Raw genomic sequence first — 23,402 nt, forward strand, 5'->3', positions numbered from 1 at the left:
ACGCGTCCCAAAGGGCTGGGGCTATTTTTGCCCAGTGCCGCGTTACTCGCGTCTAATTTGGGCCCACCAAACTTTGTCGCTCGCGCCTTGCCCTGGGCAAAAATGGCCACCAGCGACGTTCATGAATAATCAAGGGATGCAACCTCTATGGCAGGACTGAAATTACAGGCAGTAACCAAAAGCTGGGATGGCAAAACCCAGGTAATTCAACCGCTGACGCTGGACGTGGCGGATGGCGAATTTATCGTGATGGTCGGGCCATCCGGCTGCGGCAAATCAACGTTGTTGCGTATGGTGGCCGGTCTGGAGCGCGTGACCAGCGGCGATATCTGGATTGATCGCAAACGGGTCACCGAGATGGAGCCCAAAGATCGCGGCATCGCGATGGTATTCCAGAACTATGCCCTCTATCCCCATATGAGCGTAGAGGAGAACATGGCGTGGGGGCTGAAAATTCGCGGTATGAGCAAAGCGCATATTGAAGAACGCGTGCGGGAGGCGGCGCGCATTCTGGAGCTGGACGGCCTGCTTAAACGCCGCCCACGCGAGCTTTCCGGCGGTCAACGGCAGCGCGTTGCAATGGGACGTGCGATCGTTCGCGAGCCGGCTGTCTTCTTATTCGACGAACCGCTCTCTAACCTCGACGCCAAGCTGCGCGTGCAGATGCGTCTGGAGTTACAACATCTGCATCGTCGTCTTCGTACCACCTCGCTCTATGTTACTCACGATCAGGTAGAGGCGATGACGCTGGCTCAGCGGGTTATGGTGATGAATAAAGGCGTCGCAGAACAGATTGGCACGCCGGTAGAGGTGTATGAAAAGCCGGCCAGTCGCTTCGTGGCGAGCTTTATCGGCAGCCCGGCGATGAATCTGTTGGACGGTGTTATCAGCGCTTCCGGCGACCGTTTCGAATTGCCGGGCGGTCTGGCGTTGCCGATAGGTGCGGACTATCGGAGTCATGCCGGACGTAAAATGACGCTGGGTATCCGCCCGGAGCATATTGCGTTAAGCTCGCAGGCGGAAGGCGGCGTGCCGCTAACGGTAGACACGCTGGAGATTCTGGGCGCGGATAATCTGGCGCATGGGCGCTGGGGCGAGCAGAAGCTGGTGGTGCGTCTGGCGCATCAGCAACGCCCGGCGGCGGGCAGCACGCTTTGGCTGTACCTGCCGGAACATCAGCGGCATTTTTTTGATGGCGAAACAGGACAACGTGTATGAGTAACTGGCCTTATCCCCACATTGTCGCCCATCGCGGCGGCGGTAAACTGGCGCCGGAAAACACCCTGGCGGCGATCAACGTGGGCGCGCGCTATGGGCACACCATGATTGAGTTTGACGCTAAGTTGTCGAAAGATGGCGAAATTTTCCTGCTGCATGACGACAACCTGGAGCGCACCAGCAACGGCTGGGGCGTGGCGGGCGAGTTGAACTGGCAGGATTTATTGCGTGTGGACGCTGGCGGTTGGTTTAGCGGCGAATTTAAAGGCGAGCCGCTGCCGTTGCTCTCGCAGGTGGCGGAGCGCTGCCGTCAACACGGCATGATGGCGAATATTGAGATCAAACCGACAACGGGGAGCGGAAGGCTAACAGGACGCGTCGTGGCGTTGGCCGCCCGCGAACTGTGGGCCGATATGACGCCGCCGCTGCTTTCTTCCTTTGAGATAGATGCGTTGGAAGCGGCGCAGGCTGCGGCGCCTGAGCTGCCGCGCGGGTTACTGCTGGATAAATGGCGTGAAGACTGGCGTGAACTGACGACCCGTCTGGGCTGTGTTTCCCTCCATCTCAACCATACATTACTCAATGAGACGCGAGTGCAAGAAATTAAGGCCGTGGGCTTACGGATTTTGGTTTATACCGTCAATCAGCCCCAGCGGGCGGCAGATCTGCTGCGCTGGGGCGTGGATTGTATCTGCACCGATAGCATTGATGATATCGGCCCTCACTTTCAGTTTTAAGGACTGATGGTTTTCAGCGGGATGCCAGGTTTCGGCGTCCCGCTGTTCTGCGGCGACATTGGCTGTGAATGGTTTAGCATTCGGTCCGGATATCCAGTGCCTCTGAGCATCCCGCCCTGCGTATTAGGAAGCGTTTGCTGACCGAACATACCGTTGCCCGGCTGTCCCTGCTGAACCCGCTGCGCACTGGAATTCAATTGCGACTGTAGATTTTGCTGCTGGCTGCGCGTCTGCGTTTGCATCTGTTGTTTCAGCATACCTTGCTGCTGAAGCTGCTGCGTTTGCATCTGCGTCTGCATACGCTGCTGGCTTGGGATCTGATAACCCTGCATATTAGGGTTATTCATGGTATTGAGCGGCTGCGCAAAGGCTGTAAATGGCAACAAACTTATAATAAGTAAAAAACGTTTCATTTTCATTTCCCTCCGATGAGGTTTACTTTAAGTGTATCTCAATTTCAGCGTACTAATGTTTTTTTAAGAGTTGTTAGCCGACATTAAAACGTCGGTACTAATCCTTTTATTTGGAGAACAGCAACTATGAAATCAACGTTTATGCGTTGGGTGGCTATCGCTGCTCTGCTGGTCGGGGGGACGTTTAGCGCAGTGGCCCACTCTCCCATCGCGCCGCCAGCCTCCTGGAATGCTGAGGAAGATGTATTTCATCCCGTGCGAGCCACGCAGGGGATGGTGGCGTCAATGGATGCATTGGCGACACAGGTCGGCGTGAATATCTTAAAACAGGGGGGGAATGCCGTGGATGCCGCCGTGGCAGTAGGCTATGCGCTGGCCGTCACGCACCCCCAGGCTGGGGCTCTCGGCGGCGGCGGTTTCATGCTGCTGCGTACTAAAGATGGCAATACCACGGCACTCGATTTTCGTGAAATGGCGCCCACCAGATCCACGCGTGATATGTTCCTTGACAAGCGTGGTAACCCGGACAGTAAAAAATCGCTGACGTCACACCTGGCCGTGGGGACGCCAGGTAACGTAGCAGGTTTTTCACTGGCATTGGAAAAATATGGCACGATGCCGCTGAATAAAGTGCTACGGCCGGCCATTAAACTGGCGCAAGAAGGGTTTATCGTTAACGATGCACTGGCGGACGATCTTAAAAAATATGGCAGCGAAACGCTCCCCCAGCATAAAAACAGTAAAGCGATTTACTGGAAAAACGGCGAACCGCTAAAGAAAGGAGAAAGACTGGTACAACAGAACCTGGCGAAAAGCCTGATCTTGATTGCTGAAAACGGCCCGGATGCTTTCTATAAAGGCGCGATTGCAGACCAGATTGTTGAGGAAATGCGCCAACATGGTGGATTAATCACCAAAGAAGACCTGGCGGCTTACCGTGCGGTAGAGCGTACACCGATCGTAGGGCGTTATCGTGGGTATCAGATTTACTCAATGCCGCCGCCTTCTTCCGGCGGCATTCATATTGTAGAGATCCTTAATATTCTCGAAAATTTCAATATAAAAAAATATGGTTTTGGCAGCGCAGACGCTATGCAAGTTATGGCTGAAGCGGAGAAATATGCCTATGCCGATCGTTCGAAATATCTGGGCGATCCGGATTTTGTCAAAGTACCGTGGCAGGCGTTAACTAATAAAACGTATGCTAAATCTATCGCGGAACAGATAGACATTAATAAAGCGAAACCGTCGAGCGAAATTCGTCCCGGTAAACTGGCGCCATATGAAAGCGATCAAACTACACATTTCTCGGTGGTAGATAAAGACGGCAATGCCGTTGCGGTAACCGTCACGTTGAATTCACTGTTTGGCACCGGAATTGTGGCCGGCAATACCGGTATTTTGTTAAATAATCAAATGGATGACTTCTCCGCTAAACCGGGCGTGGCGAACGTTCATGGTCTACTGAGTGGTGATGCTAATGCGATTGCGCCAGGTAAACGCCCGCTGTCGTCTATGTCGCCCACGATAGTGGTAAAAAACGGTAAAACCTGGTTGGTGACCGGCTCACCTGGCAGCAGTCGGATTATTACGACCGTACTGCAAATGGTGGTCAATACTATTGATTTTGGAATGAATGTCGCGGAAGCGACCAACGCGCCGCGTTTTCATCATCAATGGTTGCCGGATGAACTGCGGGTAGAAAAAGGCTTCAGCCCCGATACGCTAAAGCTGCTGGAGCAGAAGGGGCAGAACGTTGTGCTGAAAGAGGCGATGGGCAGCACCCAAAGTATTATGGTTGGACCGGATGGTGAACTGTACGGTGCATCCGACCCGCGTTCGGTGGATGATTTGACGGCAGGGTATTAAGGTGAGTGGCCCTCTTTGGTGGAAGAGGGCGATTCATGCCTGATGCCATTTACTCAATTACGGGCCAGATTTATCTGGCGAGATTGAGTCAGACTATGGGGCGTTTGGGGGCTATTTTTACCTAAATGTACCACTGTGTTTGTAGAATCTGTACAGAACCGTGATACGAAGTTATGTTAAATCGTCCTGATGTTGCTCGCCCATTTCGTTTAGCAATTTATGATCCTGGGCAGATACGCGATAATAATCCTATTAACACTGTTGGTTTTTAAACGTGGCGCCAACGGTATTATTTGCAAAAAAAGCTAGACAAGTGCGAATGAGAATGATTATTATTGCTTTGCGTTCAGGGGACCCTGACGGAAAACCTGAAAGCACGACATTGCTCACATTGCTTCCAGTATTACTTTAGCCAGCTTTTGCTGGCTTTTTTTTGGGTTTTGTTTCAGCCTGGCTTACTTGTCATTTTGTCCCCGGGAAGTGCTCGTGCTCCTCACGTACATTTAGTACGCTCCGGGCCCTGCGCGCTTGCCGTGAACAAACTGACCGCGACGCCGACGGCCGATCTTGAGGCATCTGCTTTTGTAGGCCCGAAAAGGCAACGCCGCATCCGGCAAAGAATCCAACATTCAGTCTCCTCACGCTTTGCGCTATGGTGTAGACAATCATCTTCAAAAGGATCGTCTCATGACCTTACACTGCGCATTTATTGGATTCGGCAAAAGCACTACCCGTTACCATCTCCCCTACGTTCTGAATCGTAAAGATACCTGGCATGTGGCGCATATTTTCCGTCGTCACGCTAAACCGGAAGAGCAGGCGCCGCAGTATTCACATATTCACTTCACCAGCGATCTGGATGAGGTGTTGGGCGATCCGCAGGTAAAACTGGTGATCGTCTGTACGCATGCTGACAGCCATTTCGAATACGCCAAACGCGCGCTGGAAGCGGGTAAAAATGTGCTGGTTGAGAAACCTTTCACGCCGACGCTGGCGGAGGCAAAAGTGTTGTTCGAACTGGCGCGAAGCAAAGGACTGACCGTTACGCCGTATCAGAATCGTCGTTTTGATTCCTGCTTTCTCACTGCTAAAAAAGCGATTGAGAGCGGCAAACTGGGTGAAATAGTGGAAGTTGAAAGCCATTTTGACTACTACCGACCCGTGGCGGAAACCAAACCGGGCCTGCCGCAGGATGGCGCATTCTACGGGCTTGGCGTCCACACCATGGATCAAATTATTTCGCTATTTGGCCGTCCGGATCATGTCGCGTATGACATTCGTAGCCTGCGTAATAAAGCGAATCCGGATGATACCTTTGAAGCGCAACTGTTTTACGGCGATCGGAAGGCGATCGTTAAAACCAGCCATTTGGTGAAAATTGACTACCCGAAATTTATCGTACACGGGACCAAAGGTTCGTTTGTGAAGTACGGTATCGATCAGCAAGAAACCAGCCTGAAAGCGAACATTATGCCTGGCGAACCGGGCTTTGCGGCAGACGAATCTGTCGGTACGCTGGAGTATGTCAACGACGAAGGCGTGACCGTAAAAGAAGAGGTAAAGCCGGAAACGGGTGACTATGGTCGCGTCTATGATGCCTTATATGCGACGCTCACTACCGGCGCGCCAAATTACGTCAGGGAATCTGAGGTTCTCACCAATCTGGAGATCCTGGAGCGGGCATTTGAACAGGCCTCTCCCGCCACCATAACCCTTGCAAAATAAGTGTTATCGGCTCCTTTAAACTTATTCATATTTTTTGAACAGAGGGGTCAATTTTCCCCCCCTATCATCATTGAAGGATTAGGTTCACACTCAATCCATCAACACGAATTGGGGTAAACATAATGATCTACTTACGCAAAGCAAACGACCGCGGTCATGCGAATCATGGCTGGCTTGACTCCTGGCATACCTTCTCTTTTGCCGATTATTACGATCCGAACTTTATGGGGTTCTCGGCGCTGCGTGTGATTAACGACGATGTGATCGACGCAGGCCAGGGTTTCGGCACGCATCCGCATAAAGACATGGAAATTTTGACCTATGTACTGGAAGGCGCTGTAGAACACCAGGACAGTATGGGCAATAAAGAACAGGTTCCGGCCGGTGAATTCCAGATTATGAGCGCCGGGACCGGCGTTCGCCACTCCGAGTACAACCCGAGCAAAACAGATCGTCTGCGGCTGTACCAGATCTGGATCATTCCGCAAGAAACCGGCATCACGCCGCGCTACGAACAGCGCCGCTTCGACGCCGCGCAGGGTAAGCAACTGGTGCTTTCGCCGGATGCTCGCGATGGTTCGCTGAAGGTCCACCAGGATATGGCGCTGTACCGCTGGGCGCTGCTCAAAGATGAGCAGTCGGTGCATCAGATTGCCGCCGAGCGCCGCGTCTGGATACAGGTGGTAAAAGGCGACGTAACCATTAACGGCACCAAAGCCACAACCAGCGATGGTCTGGCGATTTGGGATGAGCGGGCGATCTCAATTCATGCTGACAGCGACAGCGAAGTGTTACTGTTTGATCTGCCGCCGGTATAAAAATATACGTCATCCTTCAAGCCGCATCTGTATTGGCTTTATTACTCGGTCCATCTGTAGGTCTCGCCCCTTCGGGGGCGCGGCAAGTTGCGTTCAAACCTGCTCCCGGCAGATTTATCGCTCACTCCGGCCGCGTACTTTATGTACGCTTCCGGGGGAAAGTGGCGTTGCATCGCCGTCTTGATGCAACCCGAATGATTTTGTGTATTTCTCACAATAATGAACTCTTTTTTTCTCTGCGAAGGTTCACGCATGTCCGTGGTAAACTGGAAAAATCTATCCCTTTTATACCTTTCAGGACGATGAAAAAGAAAAGACCCGTACTTCAGGATGTGGCCGACCGTGTCGGCGTGACCAAAATGACGGTCAGCCGTTTTTTGCGTAATCCGGAGCAGGTCTCCGTCGCGCTGCGGGGTAAAATTGCGGCTGTGCTTGATGAGCTTGGGTACATTCCTAATCGCGCGCCTGATATTCTTTCCAACGCCACCAGCCGCGCCATTGGCGTTCTGCTGCCGTCTTTAACCAACCAGGTCTTTGCGGAAGTCTTACGTGGTATTGAAAGTGTCACCGATGCCCACGGGTATCAGACCATGCTGGCGCACTACGGCTATAAACCAGAGATGGAGCAGGAGCGCCTGGAATCAATGCTCTCCTGGAATATCGACGGTCTTATCCTTACCGAGCGTACCCACACGCCGCGCACCTTAAAAATGATCGAAGTGGCCGGGATTCCGGTGGTTGAACTGATGGACAGCCAGTCGCCGTGCCTTGATATCGCCGTTGGTTTTGACAACTTTGACGCCGCCCGCCAGATGACCGCCGCCATTATCGCGCGCGGCCACCGGCATATCGCCTATCTGGGGGCGCGCCTCGACGAGCGTACTATCATCAAACAGAAGGGCTATGAGCAGGCGATGCGGGACGCAGGCCTGGTACCCTACAGTGTGATGATGGAGCAATCTTCATCCTATTCTTCTGGTATTGAGCTAATGCGCCAGGCGCGACGCGAATATCCGCAGCTTGACGGTATTTTTTGCACCAACGATGACCTGGCAGTAGGCGCGGCCTTCGAATGCCAGCGCCTGGGGCTAAAAATCCCGGACGATATAGCGATCGCCGGGTTCCACGGTCATGATATCGGCCAGGTGATGGAACCACGTCTGGCGAGCGTCCTGACGCCGCGCGAGCGAATGGGCAGCATTGGCGCAGAGCGCCTGCTGGCCCGCATTCGCGGCGAAACGGTCATGCCGAAAATGTTAGATTTAGGTTTCACCTTGTCACCGGGCGGATCTATTTAGTCTGACAATTTTGAAGTAGCTCACACTTATTCACTTTTGGCACGAATGGCCATTGCGTCGCGAAGGATGCGGCTGGACAATGTTACCGATAACAGTTACCCGTAACAATTTGCAACTTGTAGAGTGGGGGCCCGCTTTGAGCACGACTAATCATGATCACCACGTTTACGTTCTGATGGGCGTATCAGGCAGCGGTAAATCCGCTGTCGCAAGCGCAGTGGCGCATCAGCTTCATGCCGCGTTTCTTGACGGCGATTTTCTGCATCCGCGCTGCAATATTGAAAAAATGGCTTCCGGCGAGCCTTTGAATGATGATGACCGCAAACCGTGGTTGCAGGCGCTGAACGACGCCGCTTTCGCGATGCAGCGTACCAATAAAATTTCGCTGATCGTCTGTTCCGCGCTGAAAAAACATTATCGCGACCTGCTACGCGAGGGGAACCCGAATCTCTCCTTTATCTATCTGAAAGGCGATTTCGACGTTATTGAAAGCCGTCTGAAAGCACGCAAAGGCCATTTCTTTAAAACCCAGATGCTGGTGACGCAGTTTGAAACGCTGCAGGAGCCGGGCACCGATGAAAGCGATGTTCTGGTGGTGGATATCGACCAGCCGCTGGAAGGCGTGGTGGCGAGCACCATTGAGGCGATCAATAAAGGCAGTACGCTGTGAGTACATTAACGTTGGTTTTAACCGCCGCCGGTTCCGTCTTACTGCTGCTGTTTCTCGTGATGAAGGCACGTATGCATGCCTTCGTCGCGTTGATGGTCGTCTCGATGGGCGCAGGTCTTTTTTCTGGTATGCCGCTCGATACAATCGCCGCAACCATGGAAAAAGGGATGGGAGACACGCTGGGCTTCCTGGCGATTGTGGTCGCGCTGGGGGCGATGTTCGGTAAGATCCTGCATGAACCGGCGCGGTCGATTAGATTGCCGTTAAAATGCTTAAATCCTTCGGCTATAACCGCGCGCACTATGCGATTGGCCTTGCCGGGCTGATTTGCGCGCTACCGGGCCTACAAACGGCTACATATCCACACCGTAAGCCGGGTAAGGCGTCGCCGCTACCCGGCTTTTTTGTTGACGCGTGCCTATGCCATCGCCCGACGACACGTAGCCCCGGTATGTTTCAGTACAAACATAAAAATAAGCACATTTCCACGCAGATCCATAATCAGGATCAATAAAGCGGTGGCGGAAATGATTCCATTCCTGACGCAAATTCTCTGATAATCGCTACTGGACTTTCTGCTTGCGCGGTAAGGCAGGATAAGTCGCATTACTGATGGCTTCGCTATCTTTGATTAATTTTACTTGCGACTTTGGCTGCTTTTTGTATGGTGAAGGATGCGCCACAGGATACTGGCGCGCATACACAGCACATCTCTCTGCAGGAAAAAAACGCTATGAAAAATGTTGGTTTTATCGGCTGGCGCGGAATGGTCGGCTCTGTTCTCATGCAACGCATGGTAGAGGAGCGCGATTTCGACGCTATTCGCCCTGTTTTCTTTTCTACCTCCCAGTTCGGACAGGCGGCGCCAACCTTTGGCGACACCGCTACCGGTACGCTACAGGATGCTTTTGATCTGGATGCGTTAAAAGCGCTCGATATCATCGTGACCTGTCAGGGCGGCGATTATACCAACGAAATTTATCCAAAGCTTCGCGAAAGCGGGTGGCTGGGGTACTGGATTGACGCGGCCTCGACGCTGCGCATGAAAGACGATGCCATTATTATTCTCGACCCGGTCAATCAGGACGTTATTACCGACGGCCTGAATAATGGCGTCAAGACCTTCGTGGGCGGCAACTGTACCGTTAGCCTGATGTTGATGTCGCTGGGCGGTCTCTTTGCCCATAATCTCGTTGACTGGGTATCCGTCGCGACCTACCAAGCCGCCTCCGGCGGCGGCGCTCGCCATATGCGTGAGCTGTTAACCCAAATGGGCCAGTTGTATGGCCATGTCGCCGATGAACTGGCGACGCCGTCTTCCGCAATTCTTGATATTGAACGCAAAGTCACGGCATTGACCCGCAGCGGCGAGCTACCGGTTGATAATTTTGGCGTGCCGCTGGCGGGAAGCCTAATCCCCTGGATAGACAAACAGCTTGATAACGGTCAAAGCCGCGAAGAGTGGAAAGGCCAGGCGGAAACCAACAAGATTCTTAATACCGCGTCTGTAATCCCGGTTGATGGTTTATGCGTGCGCGTTGGCGCGCTGCGCTGTCACAGCCAGGCGTTCACCATTAAGCTGAAAAAAGAGGTATCTATTCCGACGGTAGAAGAACTGCTGGCGGCACATAATTCGTGGGCGAAAGTGGTGCCGAACGATCGTGATATCACTATGCGTGAATTAACCCCGGCGGCAGTGACCGGTACGCTGACTACGCCGGTTGGCCGTCTGCGTAAGCTGAACATGGGGCCGGAGTTCTTGTCGGCGTTTACCGTCGGCGACCAGTTGTTATGGGGGGCGGCGGAGCCGCTGCGTCGAATGCTGCGTCAACTGGCGTAGCGGTAGCTGCCCGATGGCGCTGCGCTTATCGGGCCTGGACGTAGTTCCGTAGGCCGGATAAGGGACGTTAGTGTCGCCATCCGGCAGGTGAATTCGTGTTGAACCAAGGGTGCATCGTCACCCTTTTTTTGCGTAATACAGGAGTAAACGCAGATGTTTCATTTTTATCAGGAGTTAAATAGAGCATTGGCTATTCTTTAAGGGTAGCTTAATCCTACGGGTATTAAGCCTAACCTGAAGGTAGGACGACGCAGATAGGATGCACAGTGTGCTGCGCCGTTCAGGTCAAAGAAGTGTCACTACCTGATGTTGAATTCAGTGAGATGGAGTGACGCCACAAAACAGGATGACAAACCATGTCCAGTCGTATCGATAGAGACGTGATTAATGCGCTAATTGCAGGACATTTTGCGGACCCTTTTTCCGTACTCGGAATGCACCAGACCCAGGCCGGACTGGAAGTCCGCGCCCTATTACCTGACGCCACCGACGTATGGGTGATTGAACCCAGAACCGGACGTAAAGTCGGCAAACTGGAATGTCTCGACGCTCGCGGTTTTTTCTGCGGCGTTTTACCCCGACGTAAAAATTTCTTTCGCTATCAGCTCGCCGTGGTTTGGCACGGACAGCAGAACCTGATCGACGATCCTTACCGTTTTGGCCCATTGATCCAGGAAATGGATGCCTGGCTGTTGTCGGAAGGCACTCACCTGCGTCCTTATGAAACGCTGGGCGCTCACGCCGATACGATGGACGGCGTCACCGGCACCCGTTTTTCCGTCTGGGCGCCTAATGCTCGTCGTGTTTCGGTTGTCGGGCAATTTAACTATTGGGATGGGCGTCGCCACCCGATGCGTCTGCGCAAAGAGAGCGGTATTTGGGAGCTGTTTATCCCCGGCGCGCATAATGGGCAACTGTATAAATTCGAGCTGCTTGATGCTAACGGTAATCTGCGCATTAAAGCCGATCCCTATGCTTTTGAGGCACAGATGCGTCCGGAAACGGCGTCGATGATCTGCGGACTGCCGGAAAAAGTGACGCAAAGCGAAGAACGACAGAAGGCCAATCAGTTTGATGCGCCGATCTCTATTTATGAGGTGCATTTAGGTTCATGGCGTCGCCATACGGATAATAACTTCTGGCTAAGCTATCGTGAACTGGCGGATCAGCTCGTACCTTACGCCAAATGGATGGGCTTTACGCACCTTGAACTCTTGCCGGTCAACGAACATCCGTTTGACGGCAGTTGGGGCTACCAGCCGACCGGCCTCTACGCGCCGACCCGCCGCTTTGGTACACGGGATGACTTCCGCTATTTCATCAACGCGGCCCATGCGGCGGGGCTCAATGTCATTCTCGACTGGGTGCCGGGCCATTTCCCGTCCGATGATTTTAGCCTTGCGGAGTTTGACGGCACCCACCTCTATGAGCACAGCGACCCGCGCGAGGGCTATCATCAGGACTGGAATACGCTGATCTACAACTATGGTCGTCGTGAAGTCAGTAACTATCTGGTGGGCAACGCCCTATACTGGATGGAACGTTTTGGGATTGATGCGCTGCGTGTCGATGCTGTGGCCTCTATGATCTATCGCGACTACAGCCGCAAAGAAGGCGAGTGGATCCCGAACGAGTTTGGCGGTCGTGAAAATCTGGAAGCCATTGAGTTTCTACGTAATACCAACCGTATTATTGGCGAGCAGGTGCCCGGCGCGGTCAGCATGGCGGAAGAGTCGACAGACTTCTCTGGCGTGACGCGTCCACCGGAAACGGGCGGTCTGGGGTTCTGGTTCAAGTGGAATCTGGGCTGGATGCACGACACGCTGGACTATATGAAGCTGGACCCGGTGTACCGCCAGTATCATCACGACAAGCTGACCTTTGGTATGTTGTACAACCATACCGAAAATTTTGTTCTGCCGCTGTCGCACGATGAGGTGGTTCACGGTAAGAAATCCATCCTCGATCGTATGCCGGGCGATGCGTGGCAGAAATTCGCCAATCTGCGCGCCTATTATGGCTGGATGTGGGCCTTCCCCGGTAAGAAACTGCTGTTTATGGGCAATGAGTTTGCCCAAGGACGCGAGTGGAACCATGACGCCAGCCTCGACTGGCACCTGCTGGAAGGGGGCGATAACTGGCACCACGGCGTTCAGCGTCTGGTGCGCGATCTCAACCACACCTATCGCCACCATAAGGCGCTGCATGAGCTGGATTTTGATGCTTACGGCTTTGAGTGGCTGGTGGTCGATGACAACGAACGCTCGGTACTGATTTTCGTGCGCCGCGATAAAGCCGGCAACGAGATCATCGTCGCCAGTAACTTTACGCCTGTTCCCCGTTACGACTACCGCTTTGGCGTCAACCAGCCGGGACGCTGGCGTGAAATTCTCAATACCGATTCGATGCATTATCACGGTAGCAACACCGGCAATGGCGGCGTGGTGCACAGCGATGAGATCGAAAGCCATGGCCGTCAGCACTCTCTTAGACTGACGTTACCGCCATTGGCGACGATATGGCTGATGCGGGAGGGGGAATGACGCAGCTTGCGATCGGCGAAGCAATGCCGCATGGCGCAACGTATGACGGTCATGGCGTGAATTTCACGCTATTTTCCGCCCATGCGGAGCGTGTAGAGCTGTGCGTTTTTGATTCCCGGGGTGATGAGCATCGCTACGACCTGCCAGGGCGTAGCGGCGATGTCTGGCATGGTTACCTGGCAGGTGCCAGGCCCGGTTTGCGTTACGGCTATCGCGTACATGGCCCGTGGCAGCCAGCGCAGGGGCATCGGTTTAATCCGGCGAAGTTGCTGCTTGACCCTTATGCGCGACGGGTCGAGGGCGAGCTAAAAGATCATCCCCTGTTGCACGGCGGACACGATGAAGCGGATTATCGCGATAACGCTGCGATTGCGCCGAAAAGCGTGATAATCAGCGACCATTATGACTGGGAAGATGACGCCGCGCCGCGCACGCCGTGGGGAAAAACAGTCATTTATGAAGCCCATGTCAAAGGGCTTACGTACCTGCATCCGGAGCTCCCCAAGGAAATACGCGGTACCTATAAAGCGCTCGGTCATCCGGTCATGGTGGCGTACTTTAAACAGCTTGGCATTACGGCGCTGGAACTGTTGCCGGTGGCGCAGTTTGCCAGCGAACCGCGTCTGCAACGCATGGGGCTGACCAACTATTGGGGTTATAACCCGATAGCGATGTTCGCGCTGCATCCCGCCTACGCCAGTTCGCCGGAGACGGCGCTGGATGAGTTTCGCGATGCGGTAAAAGCGCTGCATCGCGCGGGGATTGAGATCATTCTGGACATCGTATTGAACCATAGCGCCGAACTGGATCTTGATGGCCCGACCTTCTCCCTGCGCGGAATTGATAACCGTAGCTATTATTGGATAAGGGACGATGGCGATTATCACAACTGGACGGGGTGCGGCAACACGCTCAATTTAAGCCATCCTGGCGTGGTGGAGTACGCGTGCGAGTGTCTGCGTTATTGGGTCGAAACCTGCCATGTCGATGGTTTTCGTTTTGATTTGGCGTCCGTCATGGGGCGCACGCCGGCGTTTCGTCAGGATGCGCCGCTGTTCGCTGCGATTAAAGCGTGTCCTGTGTTATCAACGGTCAAGCTGATTGCTGAGCCGTGGGATATCGGCGAGGGGGGCTACCAGGTAGGAAATTTTCCGCCGCCGTTTGCCGAGTGGAACGATCATTTTCGCGATGCGGCCCGCCGATTCTGGTTGCCGCGTAACCTGACGACCGGGGAGTTTGCCTGTCGTTTCGCCGCCTCCAGCGATGTGTTTAAACGCAATGGCCGTATGCCCGGCGCCTCTGTCAATCTGATCACTGCGCACGACGGTTTTACGCTCCGGGACTGTGTCTGTTTCAACCAGAAACACAATGAGGCGAACGGTGAGGAAAATCGCGACGGCACCAACAACAATTACAGCGACAATCATGGTAAAGAAGGATTAGGCGGTCCGCTTGATTTGATTGAGCGGCGGCGCGACAGCATTCATGCCTTGCTGGCGACGCTACTGCTCTCTCAGGGAACGCCGATGCTGCTGGCAGGCGATGAACACGGCCATAGCCAGCACGGCAACAATAACGCCTACTGTCAGGATAATGCCTTAACCTGGCTGGACTGGCAGCAGGCAAACCGTGGGTTAACCACCTTTGCCGCCGCGCTGATTCGTTTGCGCCAGCAGATACCGGCTTTAACCAGCAATAGCTGGTGGGAAGAAGGCGATGGCAACGTGCGTTGGCTTAATAAAAACGCGCAAACCTTGAGTGCGGATGAGTGGCAAAACGGACCTAAGCTGATGCAAATTCTGCTGTCGGACCGTTTTCTGATTGCGGTAAATGCCACGCTTGAGGTGACAGATATTGTTTTACCCGAAGGGGTATGGCGCGCCGTTCCCCCATTCGCTGGAGAGGATAATCCGGTGATAACGGCTGTCTGGCAGGGACCTGCGCATGGACTGTGTGTGTTCCAGAGAGGATAAAAAAGGAGTTAATCATGGTGAGTTTAGAGAAGAACGATCGTTTAATGTTGGCGCGCCAGCTGCCACTGAAATCTGTTGCCCTAATCCTGGCCGGCGGCCGCGGTACGCGCCTAAAAGATTTAACAAACAAACGCGCCAAGCCAGCCGTTCACTTTGGCGGGAAGTTCCGTATCATCGATTTTGCCTTATCCAATTGTCTGAACTCCGGAATTCGCCGTATTGGCGTGATCACTCAGTATCAGTCTCACACGCTGGTACAGCATATCCAACGCGGCTGGTCACTGTTTAGCGAAGAGATGAACGAATTTGTCGACCTGCTGCCAGCTCAACAGAGAATGCAGGGCGAAAACTGGTATCGCGGTACGGCGGACGCCGTTACCCAGAACCTGGACATTATTCGTCGTTATAAAGCGGAGTATGTCGTCATCCTGGCGGGCGATCATATCTACAAGCAGGACTACTCACGCATGTTGATCGATCACGTTGAAAAGGGCGCGCGTTGCACGGTGGCCTGTATGCCGGTGCCGATCAAAGAAGCGACCGCGTTCGGCGTGATGGCGGTAGATGAAAGCGAAAAAATTATTGATTTTGTTGAAAAACCGGCGAATCCTCCCGCGATGCCTGGCGACGATAGCAAGGCGCTGGCCAGTATGGGCATTTACGTTTTTGACGCCGATTATCTGTATGAATTACTGGCGGCAGACGATAAAGATGACGCGTCCAGCCACGATTTCGGTAAAGACATTATCCCGAAAATTACCCGCGAAGGCATGGCTTACGCGCATCCTTTCCCGCTCTCCTGCGTGCAGTCCGATCCGGACGCCGAACCGTACTGGCGTGATGTAGGTACGCTGGAAGCGTACTGGAAAGCGAATCTGGATTTAGCCTCGGTGACGCCGGAGCTGGATATGTATGACCAGAACTGGCCTATCCGTACGCATATGGAATCGCTACCGCCTGCGAAATTCGTGCAGGACCGCTCCGGTAGCCACGGTATGACGCTGAACTCGCTGGTCTCCGGCGGCTGCATTATCTCTGGTTCGGTAGTGGTGCAATCTGTGCTCTTCCCACGGGTAAGAATAAATTCTTTTTGTAATATTGATTCAGCAGTGTTGTTACCTGAGGTTTGGGTAGGACGCTCCTGTCGTTTACGTCGTTGTATTATTGACCGTGCCTGTATCATCCCGGAAGGCATGGTGATTGGTGAAAATGCGGAAGAGGACGCGCGTCGTTTCTACCGTTCAGAAGAAGGTATTGTACTGGTCACGCGTGAAATGCTGCGCAAACTGCAGGTCAAACAGGAGCGATAATGCAGGTTTTACATGTATGTTCAGAGATGTTCCCCCTGCTGAAGACTGGGGGTCTGGCGGATGTGATAGGCGCGTTGCCAGCGGCACAAATTGCGGATGGTATTGATGTTCGCGTTTTGCTTCCAGGGTTTCCCGATATCCGTCGGGGGATTCCCGACGCGCATGTGGTGAGCCGCCGCGATACTTTCGCAGGTAAGATATCGCTGCTGTTCGGGCATTATAACGGCGTGGGCGTTTATCTAATCGACGCGCCGCATCTGTATGAGCGTCCGGGCAGCCCCTATCATGATACGAATTTATATGCCTATACCGACAACGTGCTGCGCTTTGCCCTGTTAGGGTGGGTCGGCTGCGAAATGGCCTGCGGACTTGATCCATTCTGGCGCCCCGACGTGGTGCACGCTCATGACTGGCACGCCGGGCTGGCACCCGCCTATCTGGCGGCGCGCGGGCGTCCGGCGAAATCGGTCTTTACCGTACACAACCTGGCCTATCAAGGCATGTTTTATGCGAAGCATATAGATGACATAGAACTGCCGTGGTCATTCTTTAATATGCATGGGCTGGAGTTCAACGGACAAATCTCCTTTCTGAAGGCCGGTTTGTACTATGCCGACCATATTACGGCGGTTAGCCCGACCTATGCGCGTGAAATTACCGAGCCGCAGTTTGCTTATGGTATGGAAGGCCTGCTGCGCCAGCGTCATCTGGAAGGGCGTCTGTCCGGTGTCCTTAATGGAGTTGATGAAAAGATCTGGAGCCCGGAATCCGATCTGCTGCTGGCATCGCGCTATACGCGCGATACCCTGGAAGAGAAGGCAGAAAACAAGCGCCAGTTACAAATTGCGATGGGATTGAAGGTTAACGACAAAGTGCCGCTGTTTGCCGTGGTAAGCCGTCTGACCAGCCAGAAAGGACTGGATTTAGTGCTGGAGGCGTTGCCGGGGTTGCTGGAGCAGGGCGGGCAGTTGGCGCTGCTCGGCGCGGGCGATCCGGTGCTTCAGGAGGGGTTCCTCGCGGCGGCGGCGGAACACCCAGGGCAGGTCGGCGTACAGATCGGCTATCACGAAGCTTTCTCGCATCGCATTATGGGCGGCGCGGACATTATTCTGGTGCCAAGTCGTTTCGAACCGTGCGGTTTAACGCAGTTATATGGCTTAAAGTATGGCACGCTGCCTCTGGTGCGGCGTACCGGGGGGTTGGCCGATACGGTCTCCGACAGTTCGCTGGAAAATCTGGCGGACGGTATCGCCAGCGGTTTTGTCTTCGAAGACAGTAACGCCTGGTCGTTGCTACGCGCGATTCGGCGTGCTTTTGTGTTGTGGTCACGGCCTTCGCTTTGGCGGTTTGTACAACGGCAGGCGATGGCGATGGATTTTAGCTGGCAAGTTGCCGCGAAATCATACCGCGAGCTGTACTATCGCTTGAAATAGTCATCCAGGAATCATTTATATGAATGCTCCGTTTACTTATGCATCGCCCACACTTAGCGTTGAGGCGCTTAAGCATTCTATTGCCTATAAGCTGATGTTTACGATTGGTAAAGATCCGGTCATTGCCAATAAACATGAATGGCTGAACGCCACATTGTTCGCGGTGCGTGATCGTTTGGTGGAGCGCTGGCTGCGTTCTAATCGAGCCCAATTATCACAGGAAACCCGACAGGTTTATTATTTGTCGATGGAGTTTTTGATAGGCCGTACCCTCTCTAATGCGCTGCTTTCGCTGGGCATTTATGACGATGTTAAAGGCGCGCTGGAGGCCATGGGGTTAGATCTCGAAGAGCTGATCGACGAAGAGAATGACCCGGGACTTGGTAACGGCGGCTTGGGGAGGCTGGCGGCCTGCTTCCTGGACTCGCTGGCGACGCTAGGATTACCGGGGCGCGGGTATGGTATTCGCTACGACTACGGCATGTTTAAGCAGAATATTGTCGACGGGCGACAAAAAGAATCTCCGGATTACTGGCTGGAATATGGCAACCCATGGGAATTCAAGCGGCACAATACGCGCTATAAGGTGCGTTTTGGCGGGCGCATTCAGCAGGAAGGCAAAAAAGCGCGCTGGATTGAGACGGAAGAGATTCTTGCTGTCGCTTATGATCAGATCATTCCCGGCTACGACACCGACGCTACGAACACGCTGCGGCTGTGGAATGCCCAGGCCAGTAGTGAAATCAACCTCGGTAAATTCAACCAGGGCGACTACTTTGCGGCGGTGGAAGATAAAAACCACTCTGAGAACGTATCACGCGTGCTCTACCCGGACGACTCCACCTATTCCGGACGCGAACTGCGCCTGCGCCAGGAGTATTTTCTGGTCTCGGCGACGGTACAGGATATCCTGAGCCGTCATTATCACCTGCATAAAACCTATGCGAATCTGGCGGATAAAATCGCCATTCACCTCAACGATACTCATCCGGTGCTGTCAATTCCGGAACTGATGCGCCTGCTGATTGATGAACATAAATTTAACTGGGACGATGCGTTTGAGGTGTGCTGCCAGGTCTTCTCTTATACCAACCATACGCTGATGAGCGAGGCGCTGGAAACCTGGCCGGTCGATATGTTGGGGAAAATTCTGCCCCGTCACCTGCAGATTATCTTCGAAATTAACGACTATTTCCTGAAAACGCTGCAGGAGCAATATCCCAACGATACCAGCCTGCTTGGACGCGCGTCGATTATTGATGAGTCGAACGGACGTCGGGTACGGATGGCCTGGTTGGCGGTGGTGGTCAGCCATAAAGTTAACGGCGTTTCTGAACTGCATTCCAACCTGATGGTGCAGTCGCTGTTCGCGGATTTTGCGAAGATTTTTCCGACCCGTTTTTGTAACGTCACTAACGGCGTTACGCCGCGTCGCTGGCTGGCGCTGGCAAACCCGCCGCTTTCTGACGTGCTGGATGAGAATATTGGTCGCACTTGGCGTACCGATCTAAGTCAGCTCAGCGAACTGGAGCAGCACTGTGATTATCCGCTGGTCAATCATGCGGTGCGTCAGGCGAAGCTGGAAAACAAAAAACGGCTGGCGATGGTGATAGCGCAACAACTGAATGTGGTGGTAAACCCCAAAGCGTTATTTGATGTACAGATTAAGCGTATTCACGAATACAAGCGTCAGTTGATGAACGTACTGCATGTCATCACCCGCTATAACCGCATTAAAGAAAATCCGGAGGCCGACTGGGTACCGCGAGTGAATATTTTTGCCGGTAAGGCGGCCTCTGCCTATTACATGGCAAAACATATCATTCACTTGATCAACGACGTGGCGAAAGTGATTAACAACGATCCACAGATTGGCGACAAGCTGAAAGTGGTGTTTATCCCGAACTACAGCGTTAGCCTGGCGCAGGTGATTATTCCGGCCGCCGATCTGTCCGAGCAGATTTCGCTGGCTGGAACGGAGGCCTCCGGGACCAGTAATATGAAATTTGCCCTTAACGGCGCGCTCACTATCGGTACGCTGGATGGCGCAAACGTAGAGATGCAGGAGCATGTTGGCGAGGAGAATATCTTTATTTTTGGTAATACCGCAGAAGAGGTGGAAACGCTGCGCAGGCAGGGTTATAAACCCCGCGACTATTATGAAAAAGATGAAGAGCTACATCAGGTACTGACGCAGATCGGCAGCGGCGTCTTTAACCCGGAAGAGCCAGGCCGTTATCGCGATCTGGTGGATTCGCTGATTAACTTTGGCGATCACTATCAGGTGCTGGCGGACTACCGCAGCTACGTGGACTGCCAGGATAAGGTGGATGAATTGTATCGTTGTCCGGAAGAGTGGACGACGAAAACGATGCTTAACATCGCCAATATGGGTTACTTCTCCTCTGACCGGACTATTAAAGAGTACGCCGAAAATATCTGGCATATTGATCCGGTGCGGTTATAAAACACGATGCCGGGAGCGCTTCGCTTGCCCGGCTTACGTTTATGCACTCTGGTAGGCCGGATCAGACAATAGCCGCCATCCGGCATTTTATTACGACGCCAGTGAAAGCTGGCGTTTGCCAATATACTCCGCTAGCCACTGGGTGATGCGGGATTGCTGTTCGGCGGTCAGCCACATGCCTTCTTTGGTACGTCGCCAGATAGCGTCTTCAGTACGGCGCACCCATTCGTGATCCACCAGATACTTGAGTTCCGCTTCGTAAAACTCATGACCGAAATCTTCGCCTAAATCAAGCAGCGACGCAGCTTCGCCGAGGATCCACTCCGTGTTGCTGCCGTAAGTGCGCGAATAGTGGCGAGCCAGCGATTCCGTCAGGAACGGATAACGACGGCGCAGCGTCGCCGCGTAATCTTCGCGGCTGCCGTCGATGTCGCCGCCGGGCAGTACGCACGTTTTCGTCCATGCCGGACCGATACCTGGATACCAGGGCGCCAGTTTTTCCATCGCGTGTTCGGCCAACTTACGGTAGGTCGTCAGTTTGCCGCCAAACACGGAAAGCAGCGGCGCTTTGCCGTTTTCATCGTGGATATCCAGTGTGTAATCACGAGTGATGGCCTGCGGCGAGTCGGACTCATCATCACACAGTGGACGCACGCCGGAGTACGTCCAGACGATATCATCGCGTCCCAGTTGCTTTTGGAAGTGTGCGTTATAGACCTTCAACAGGTAATTAATTTCACTCTCTTCAATTTTTACCGCTTTCGGATCGCCTTTATATTCGACATCGGTTGTGCCAATGATCGAAAACTCCTCCATCCAGGGGATGACAAATACGATACGTTTATCTTCGTTTTGTAGAATATACGCCTGCTTCTGGTTATGGACGCGCGGCACGACGATATGGCTGCCTTTGATCAGTCGGATGCCATACGGCGAAGGTAGGTGCATCCCTTCGTCGAAGAACTGTTTGACCCACGGCCCGGTGGCGTTGACCAGGCCGCGCGCCTGCCAGGCATATTTTTTGCCGGTGTCGATATCTTCCGCTTCGACAATCCATAGGCCATTTTCCCGGCGAGCGGCGGTTGCGCGAGTTCGGGTAAGGACTTCGCCGCTTTTACGTACTACCATCTGGGCGTTGGCCAGCACCAGACGGGCATCGTCTACCCAGCAGTCGGAATATTCGAATCCGCGCACGATTTCAGGTTTGAGTACCGAATCTGCGCCAAACCGCACACCGGTGGAACCGGGTAAACTGGTACGCTTGCCCAGGTGATCGTACATAAACAGACCGATACGGATCATCCATGCCGGACGTAAATGCGGACGGTGCGGCAGACGAAAACGCATCGGGAAGGCGATATGCGGCGCCATTTTCAACAGCACTTCACGTTCTGCCAGCGCCTCACTGACCAGACGGAATTCGTAGTGCTCCAGGTAGCGTAAGCCACCGTGGATAAGTTTAGAACTGGCGGAAGAGGTCGCGCAGGCCAAATCCTGCGCTTCCAGCATGAGTACGGACAAACCGCGTCCGGCGGCATCAGCCGCGATGCCTGCACCGTTAATGCCCCCACCTATCACGATCAGATCTTTGGTTTCCATGCTGTCCTCTTGCACTTTCGTTAAAGTTCAAAAATGTTCGTTATCGAACATAGTAGCAAAGAAACGCACTATTGGTAACATCAAAAAAACATTTTAGAGTGATATGTATAACATTATGGCGTTAAGCTACTCCGCTAACGTACACTGGGCGATAAAATGCCTTAATCGGTTTCACAGGCAATAACGAAAGAGCGATTTATGGAACAATTTGAATGTATCACTGTAGAAGAGGCGTATCAGAAGCTGCATCAGGGCGCGGCGGTGCTGGTAGATATTCGCGATCCGCAAAGTTATGCCATGGGACATGCGCCGCAGGCGTTTCATTTGACCAATGATACGCTGGGCGCGTTTATGCGTGAGTATGATTTTGATACCGCCGTGATGGTGATGTGTTATCACGGCAACAGCAGTAAAGGCGCCGCGCAGTATCTTCTTCAGCAAGGTTATGATGCGGTTTACAGCATTGATGGCGGGTTTGAGGCCTGGCATCGCCATTTCCCTGCCGACGTCGCGAATGGCGCTTAATCCCACAAAGATGCAGCCTCCGACGAGAAGGGTATATATACTGTCTGCTTTTGTATGGACTAAGCGACAGCAACAATGTTGATGATTACTTCCTTTGCTAATCCCCGCGTGGCGCAGGCATTTGTTGATTACATGGCAACTCAGGGCGTTATTCTTACTATTCAGCAACATAATCAAAGCGATATCTGGCTGGCGGATGAATCACAGGCCGAACGCGTGCGGGCCGAGCTGGCGCGGTTTATGGAAAATCCCGGCGATCCGCGCTATCTGGCGGCTAGCTGGCAGTCCGGACAGACTAACAGCGGGCTGCGCTACCGCCGTTTTCCTTTTCTCGCCACGCTGCGTGAAAGAGCCGGTCCCGTTACCTGGACCGTGATGGTCGCCTGCGTGCTGGTCTATATCGCGATGAATCTCGTTGGCGACCAGACGGTGATGGTTTGGCTGGCGTGGCCGTTCGATCCAGCCTTAAAATTTGAATTCTGGCGCTACTTCACCCATATCTTTATGCACTTCTCACTGATGCATATTCTTTTTAACCTGCTGTGGTGGTGGTATCTCGGCGGGGCGGTAGAGAAGCGCCTGGGCAGCGGTAAATTAATCGTCATTACGGTGATAAGCGCGCTGCTAAGCGGCTATGTACAGCAGAAATTTAGCGGCCCGTGGTTTGGCGGGCTGTCCGGCGTCGTCTATGCGCTGATGGGCTACGTGTGGCTGCGCGGAGAACGCGATCCGCAGAGCGGGATTTACCTCCAGCGCGGCTTAATTATTTTTGCGTTATTGTGGATAGTTGCTGGTTGGCTTGACTGGTTTGGCATGTCTATGGCGAACGGCGCGCACATCGCCGGGCTTATCGTCGGTTTAGCGATGGCCTTTGTTGATACGCTGAATGCGCGAAAACGAACTTGAGGCGTATCCGGCCGGTGGTCGGGATATTTTTCCAGGCCGGATAGGGGATACCGTTATC

Annotated in this window: 17 protein-coding genes and 2 pseudogenes; 16 read left to right on the forward strand and 3 right to left on the reverse strand. The window is 53.5% G+C overall.

What is annotated here, in order from left to right; all coding sequences use genetic code 11:
- Positions 1-147 precede the first annotated feature (147 nt).
- Together F4V61_RS13600 and ugpQ are read left to right on the forward strand one after the other, a co-directional pair.
- Positions 148-1,218, forward strand: coding sequence for a sn-glycerol-3-phosphate import ATP-binding protein UgpC (locus tag F4V61_RS13600; RefSeq protein WP_038397457.1), 1,071 nt, complete (start codon positions 148-150; stop codon positions 1,216-1,218).
- Positions 1,215-1,955: a glycerophosphodiester phosphodiesterase gene (ugpQ, locus tag F4V61_RS13605; RefSeq protein WP_079781276.1), complete on the forward strand. Its 741-nt coding sequence runs from the start codon at positions 1,215-1,217 to the stop codon at positions 1,953-1,955. The genes F4V61_RS13600 and ugpQ overlap by 4 nt, the downstream gene beginning before the upstream one ends.
- Here ugpQ and F4V61_RS13610 read toward each other — a convergent pair.
- The gene (locus tag F4V61_RS13610) at positions 1,952-2,368 is read right to left on the reverse strand and encodes a DUF2756 family protein (protein ID WP_079781275.1); all 417 of its coding nucleotides are present in this window, start codon (positions 2,366-2,368) and stop codon (positions 1,952-1,954) included. The genes ugpQ and F4V61_RS13610 overlap by 4 nt on opposite strands.
- A 126-nt stretch (positions 2,369-2,494) precedes the next feature.
- Between F4V61_RS13610 and ggt the strand changes: the two genes are divergently transcribed.
- From ggt to F4V61_RS13640, 6 genes and pseudogenes are all read left to right on the forward strand, one after another.
- Positions 2,495-4,237, forward strand: a complete 1,743-nt coding sequence (gene ggt / locus F4V61_RS13615; RefSeq protein ID WP_000843018.1) for a gamma-glutamyltransferase — start codon at positions 2,495-2,497, stop codon at positions 4,235-4,237.
- Positions 4,238-4,924: 687 nt separating this feature from the next.
- Positions 4,925-5,962 (forward strand): oxidoreductase, encoded by a 1,038-nt coding sequence (locus tag F4V61_RS13620; protein ID WP_038397459.1) that lies wholly within the window; start codon positions 4,925-4,927, stop codon positions 5,960-5,962.
- Between the two features lie 122 nt (positions 5,963-6,084).
- Positions 6,085-6,780 (forward strand): pirin family protein, encoded by a 696-nt coding sequence (locus F4V61_RS13625; RefSeq protein WP_058819707.1) that lies wholly within the window; start codon positions 6,085-6,087, stop codon positions 6,778-6,780.
- 302 nt (positions 6,781-7,082) lie between these two features.
- A complete protein-coding gene (gene gntR / locus F4V61_RS13630) occupies positions 7,083-8,078 on the forward strand; it encodes a gluconate operon transcriptional repressor GntR (RefSeq protein ID WP_000730268.1) in 996 nt (331 codons plus the stop codon).
- A 136-nt stretch (positions 8,079-8,214) separates the two neighbouring features.
- On the forward strand, positions 8,215-8,748 hold the full coding sequence (gene gntK, locus F4V61_RS13635; protein ID WP_024132099.1) for a gluconokinase: 534 nt from the start codon (positions 8,215-8,217) through the stop codon (positions 8,746-8,748).
- Positions 8,745-9,088: pseudogene (locus F4V61_RS13640) on the forward strand (gluconate transporter); the annotation flags it as partial. The gene gntK and the pseudogene F4V61_RS13640, both read left to right, overlap by 4 nt.
- Before the next feature lie 84 nt (positions 9,089-9,172).
- On the opposite strand, the pseudogene F4V61_RS22425 reads toward F4V61_RS13640, so the two are convergent.
- Positions 9,173-9,298: pseudogene (locus F4V61_RS22425) on the reverse strand (MarC family protein); the annotation flags it as partial.
- Positions 9,299-9,481: 183 nt separating this feature from the next.
- Between F4V61_RS22425 and asd the strand changes: the two are divergent.
- The 6 genes from asd to glgP all read left to right on the forward strand — a co-directional run bounded on the left by asd (position 9,482) and on the right by glgP (position 20,314).
- Entirely contained in the window at positions 9,482-10,588 is a 1,107-nt protein-coding gene (gene asd / locus F4V61_RS13650) for an aspartate-semialdehyde dehydrogenase (protein WP_080160972.1), read from the forward strand.
- A gap of 356 nt (positions 10,589-10,944) precedes the next feature.
- A complete protein-coding gene (gene glgB / locus F4V61_RS13655) occupies positions 10,945-13,131 on the forward strand; it encodes a 1,4-alpha-glucan branching enzyme (RefSeq protein ID WP_038397462.1) in 2,187 nt (728 codons plus the stop codon).
- Positions 13,128-15,104, forward strand: a complete 1,977-nt coding sequence (glgX, locus tag F4V61_RS13660; protein WP_079798627.1) for a glycogen debranching protein GlgX — start codon at positions 13,128-13,130, stop codon at positions 15,102-15,104. The genes glgB and glgX overlap by 4 nt, the downstream gene beginning before the upstream one ends.
- Positions 15,105-15,118: 14 nt before the next feature.
- Positions 15,119-16,414, forward strand: coding sequence for a glucose-1-phosphate adenylyltransferase (gene glgC / locus F4V61_RS13665; protein WP_000253989.1), 1,296 nt, complete (start codon positions 15,119-15,121; stop codon positions 16,412-16,414).
- Complete coding sequence (gene glgA / locus F4V61_RS13670; protein ID WP_001197625.1) at positions 16,414-17,847, forward strand: glycogen synthase GlgA; 1,434 nt, start codon at positions 16,414-16,416, stop codon at positions 17,845-17,847. The genes glgC and glgA overlap by 1 nt, the downstream gene beginning before the upstream one ends.
- A gap of 19 nt (positions 17,848-17,866) precedes the next feature.
- Positions 17,867-20,314, forward strand: coding sequence for a glycogen phosphorylase (glgP, locus tag F4V61_RS13675; protein WP_000993429.1), 2,448 nt, complete (start codon positions 17,867-17,869; stop codon positions 20,312-20,314).
- A 90-nt stretch (positions 20,315-20,404) separates the two neighbouring features.
- Here glgP and glpD read toward each other — a convergent pair whose 3' ends face one another.
- The gene (glpD, locus tag F4V61_RS13680) at positions 20,405-21,913 is read right to left on the reverse strand and encodes a glycerol-3-phosphate dehydrogenase (protein ID WP_058344947.1); all 1,509 of its coding nucleotides are present in this window, start codon (positions 21,911-21,913) and stop codon (positions 20,405-20,407) included.
- A gap of 198 nt (positions 21,914-22,111) precedes the next feature.
- Between glpD and glpE the strand changes: the two genes are divergently transcribed.
- Positions 22,112-22,438: a thiosulfate sulfurtransferase GlpE gene (gene glpE, locus F4V61_RS13685; protein ID WP_000434525.1), complete on the forward strand. Its 327-nt coding sequence runs from the start codon at positions 22,112-22,114 to the stop codon at positions 22,436-22,438.
- 75 nt (positions 22,439-22,513) lie between these two features.
- Positions 22,514-23,344 carry a rhomboid family intramembrane serine protease GlpG gene (gene glpG / locus F4V61_RS13690; protein ID WP_012210853.1) on the forward strand — a complete coding sequence of 277 codons (831 nt, stop codon included), beginning with the start codon at positions 22,514-22,516 and terminating at the stop codon, positions 23,342-23,344.
- Positions 23,345-23,402: the final 58 nt, after the last annotated feature.

The organism is Salmonella enterica subsp. arizonae (assembly GCF_008692845.1).
GTDB classification, from domain to species: Bacteria; Pseudomonadota; Gammaproteobacteria; order Enterobacterales; family Enterobacteriaceae; genus Salmonella; species Salmonella arizonae.

What these genes read in the sequence shown, in the direction of transcription:
- F4V61_RS13600 (WP_038397457.1), top strand. Translation starts at nt 148, where the DNA reads ATGGCAGGACTGAAATTACAGGCAGTAACCAAAAGCTGGGATGGCAAA.
- ugpQ (WP_079781276.1), top strand. Translation starts at nt 1,215, where the DNA reads ATGAGTAACTGGCCTTATCCCCACATTGTCGCCCATCGCGGCGGCGGT.
- F4V61_RS13610 (WP_079781275.1), bottom strand. Translation starts at nt 2,368, where the DNA reads ATGAAACGTTTTTTACTTATTATAAGTTTGTTGCCATTTACAGCCTTT.
- ggt (WP_000843018.1), top strand. Translation starts at nt 2,495, where the DNA reads ATGAAATCAACGTTTATGCGTTGGGTGGCTATCGCTGCTCTGCTGGTC.
- F4V61_RS13620 (WP_038397459.1), top strand. Translation starts at nt 4,925, where the DNA reads ATGACCTTACACTGCGCATTTATTGGATTCGGCAAAAGCACTACCCGT.
- F4V61_RS13625 (WP_058819707.1), top strand. Translation starts at nt 6,085, where the DNA reads ATGATCTACTTACGCAAAGCAAACGACCGCGGTCATGCGAATCATGGC.
- gntR (WP_000730268.1), top strand. Translation starts at nt 7,083, where the DNA reads ATGAAAAAGAAAAGACCCGTACTTCAGGATGTGGCCGACCGTGTCGGC.
- asd (WP_080160972.1), top strand. Translation starts at nt 9,482, where the DNA reads ATGAAAAATGTTGGTTTTATCGGCTGGCGCGGAATGGTCGGCTCTGTT.
- glgB (WP_038397462.1), top strand. Translation starts at nt 10,945, where the DNA reads ATGTCCAGTCGTATCGATAGAGACGTGATTAATGCGCTAATTGCAGGA.
- glgX (WP_079798627.1), top strand. Translation starts at nt 13,128, where the DNA reads ATGACGCAGCTTGCGATCGGCGAAGCAATGCCGCATGGCGCAACGTAT.
- glgC (WP_000253989.1), top strand. Translation starts at nt 15,119, where the DNA reads ATGGTGAGTTTAGAGAAGAACGATCGTTTAATGTTGGCGCGCCAGCTG.
- glgA (WP_001197625.1), top strand. Translation starts at nt 16,414, where the DNA reads ATGCAGGTTTTACATGTATGTTCAGAGATGTTCCCCCTGCTGAAGACT.
- glgP (WP_000993429.1), top strand. Translation starts at nt 17,867, where the DNA reads ATGAATGCTCCGTTTACTTATGCATCGCCCACACTTAGCGTTGAGGCG.
- glpD (WP_058344947.1), bottom strand. Translation starts at nt 21,913, where the DNA reads ATGGAAACCAAAGATCTGATCGTGATAGGTGGGGGCATTAACGGTGCA.
- glpE (WP_000434525.1), top strand. Translation starts at nt 22,112, where the DNA reads ATGGAACAATTTGAATGTATCACTGTAGAAGAGGCGTATCAGAAGCTG.
- glpG (WP_012210853.1), top strand. Translation starts at nt 22,514, where the DNA reads ATGTTGATGATTACTTCCTTTGCTAATCCCCGCGTGGCGCAGGCATTT.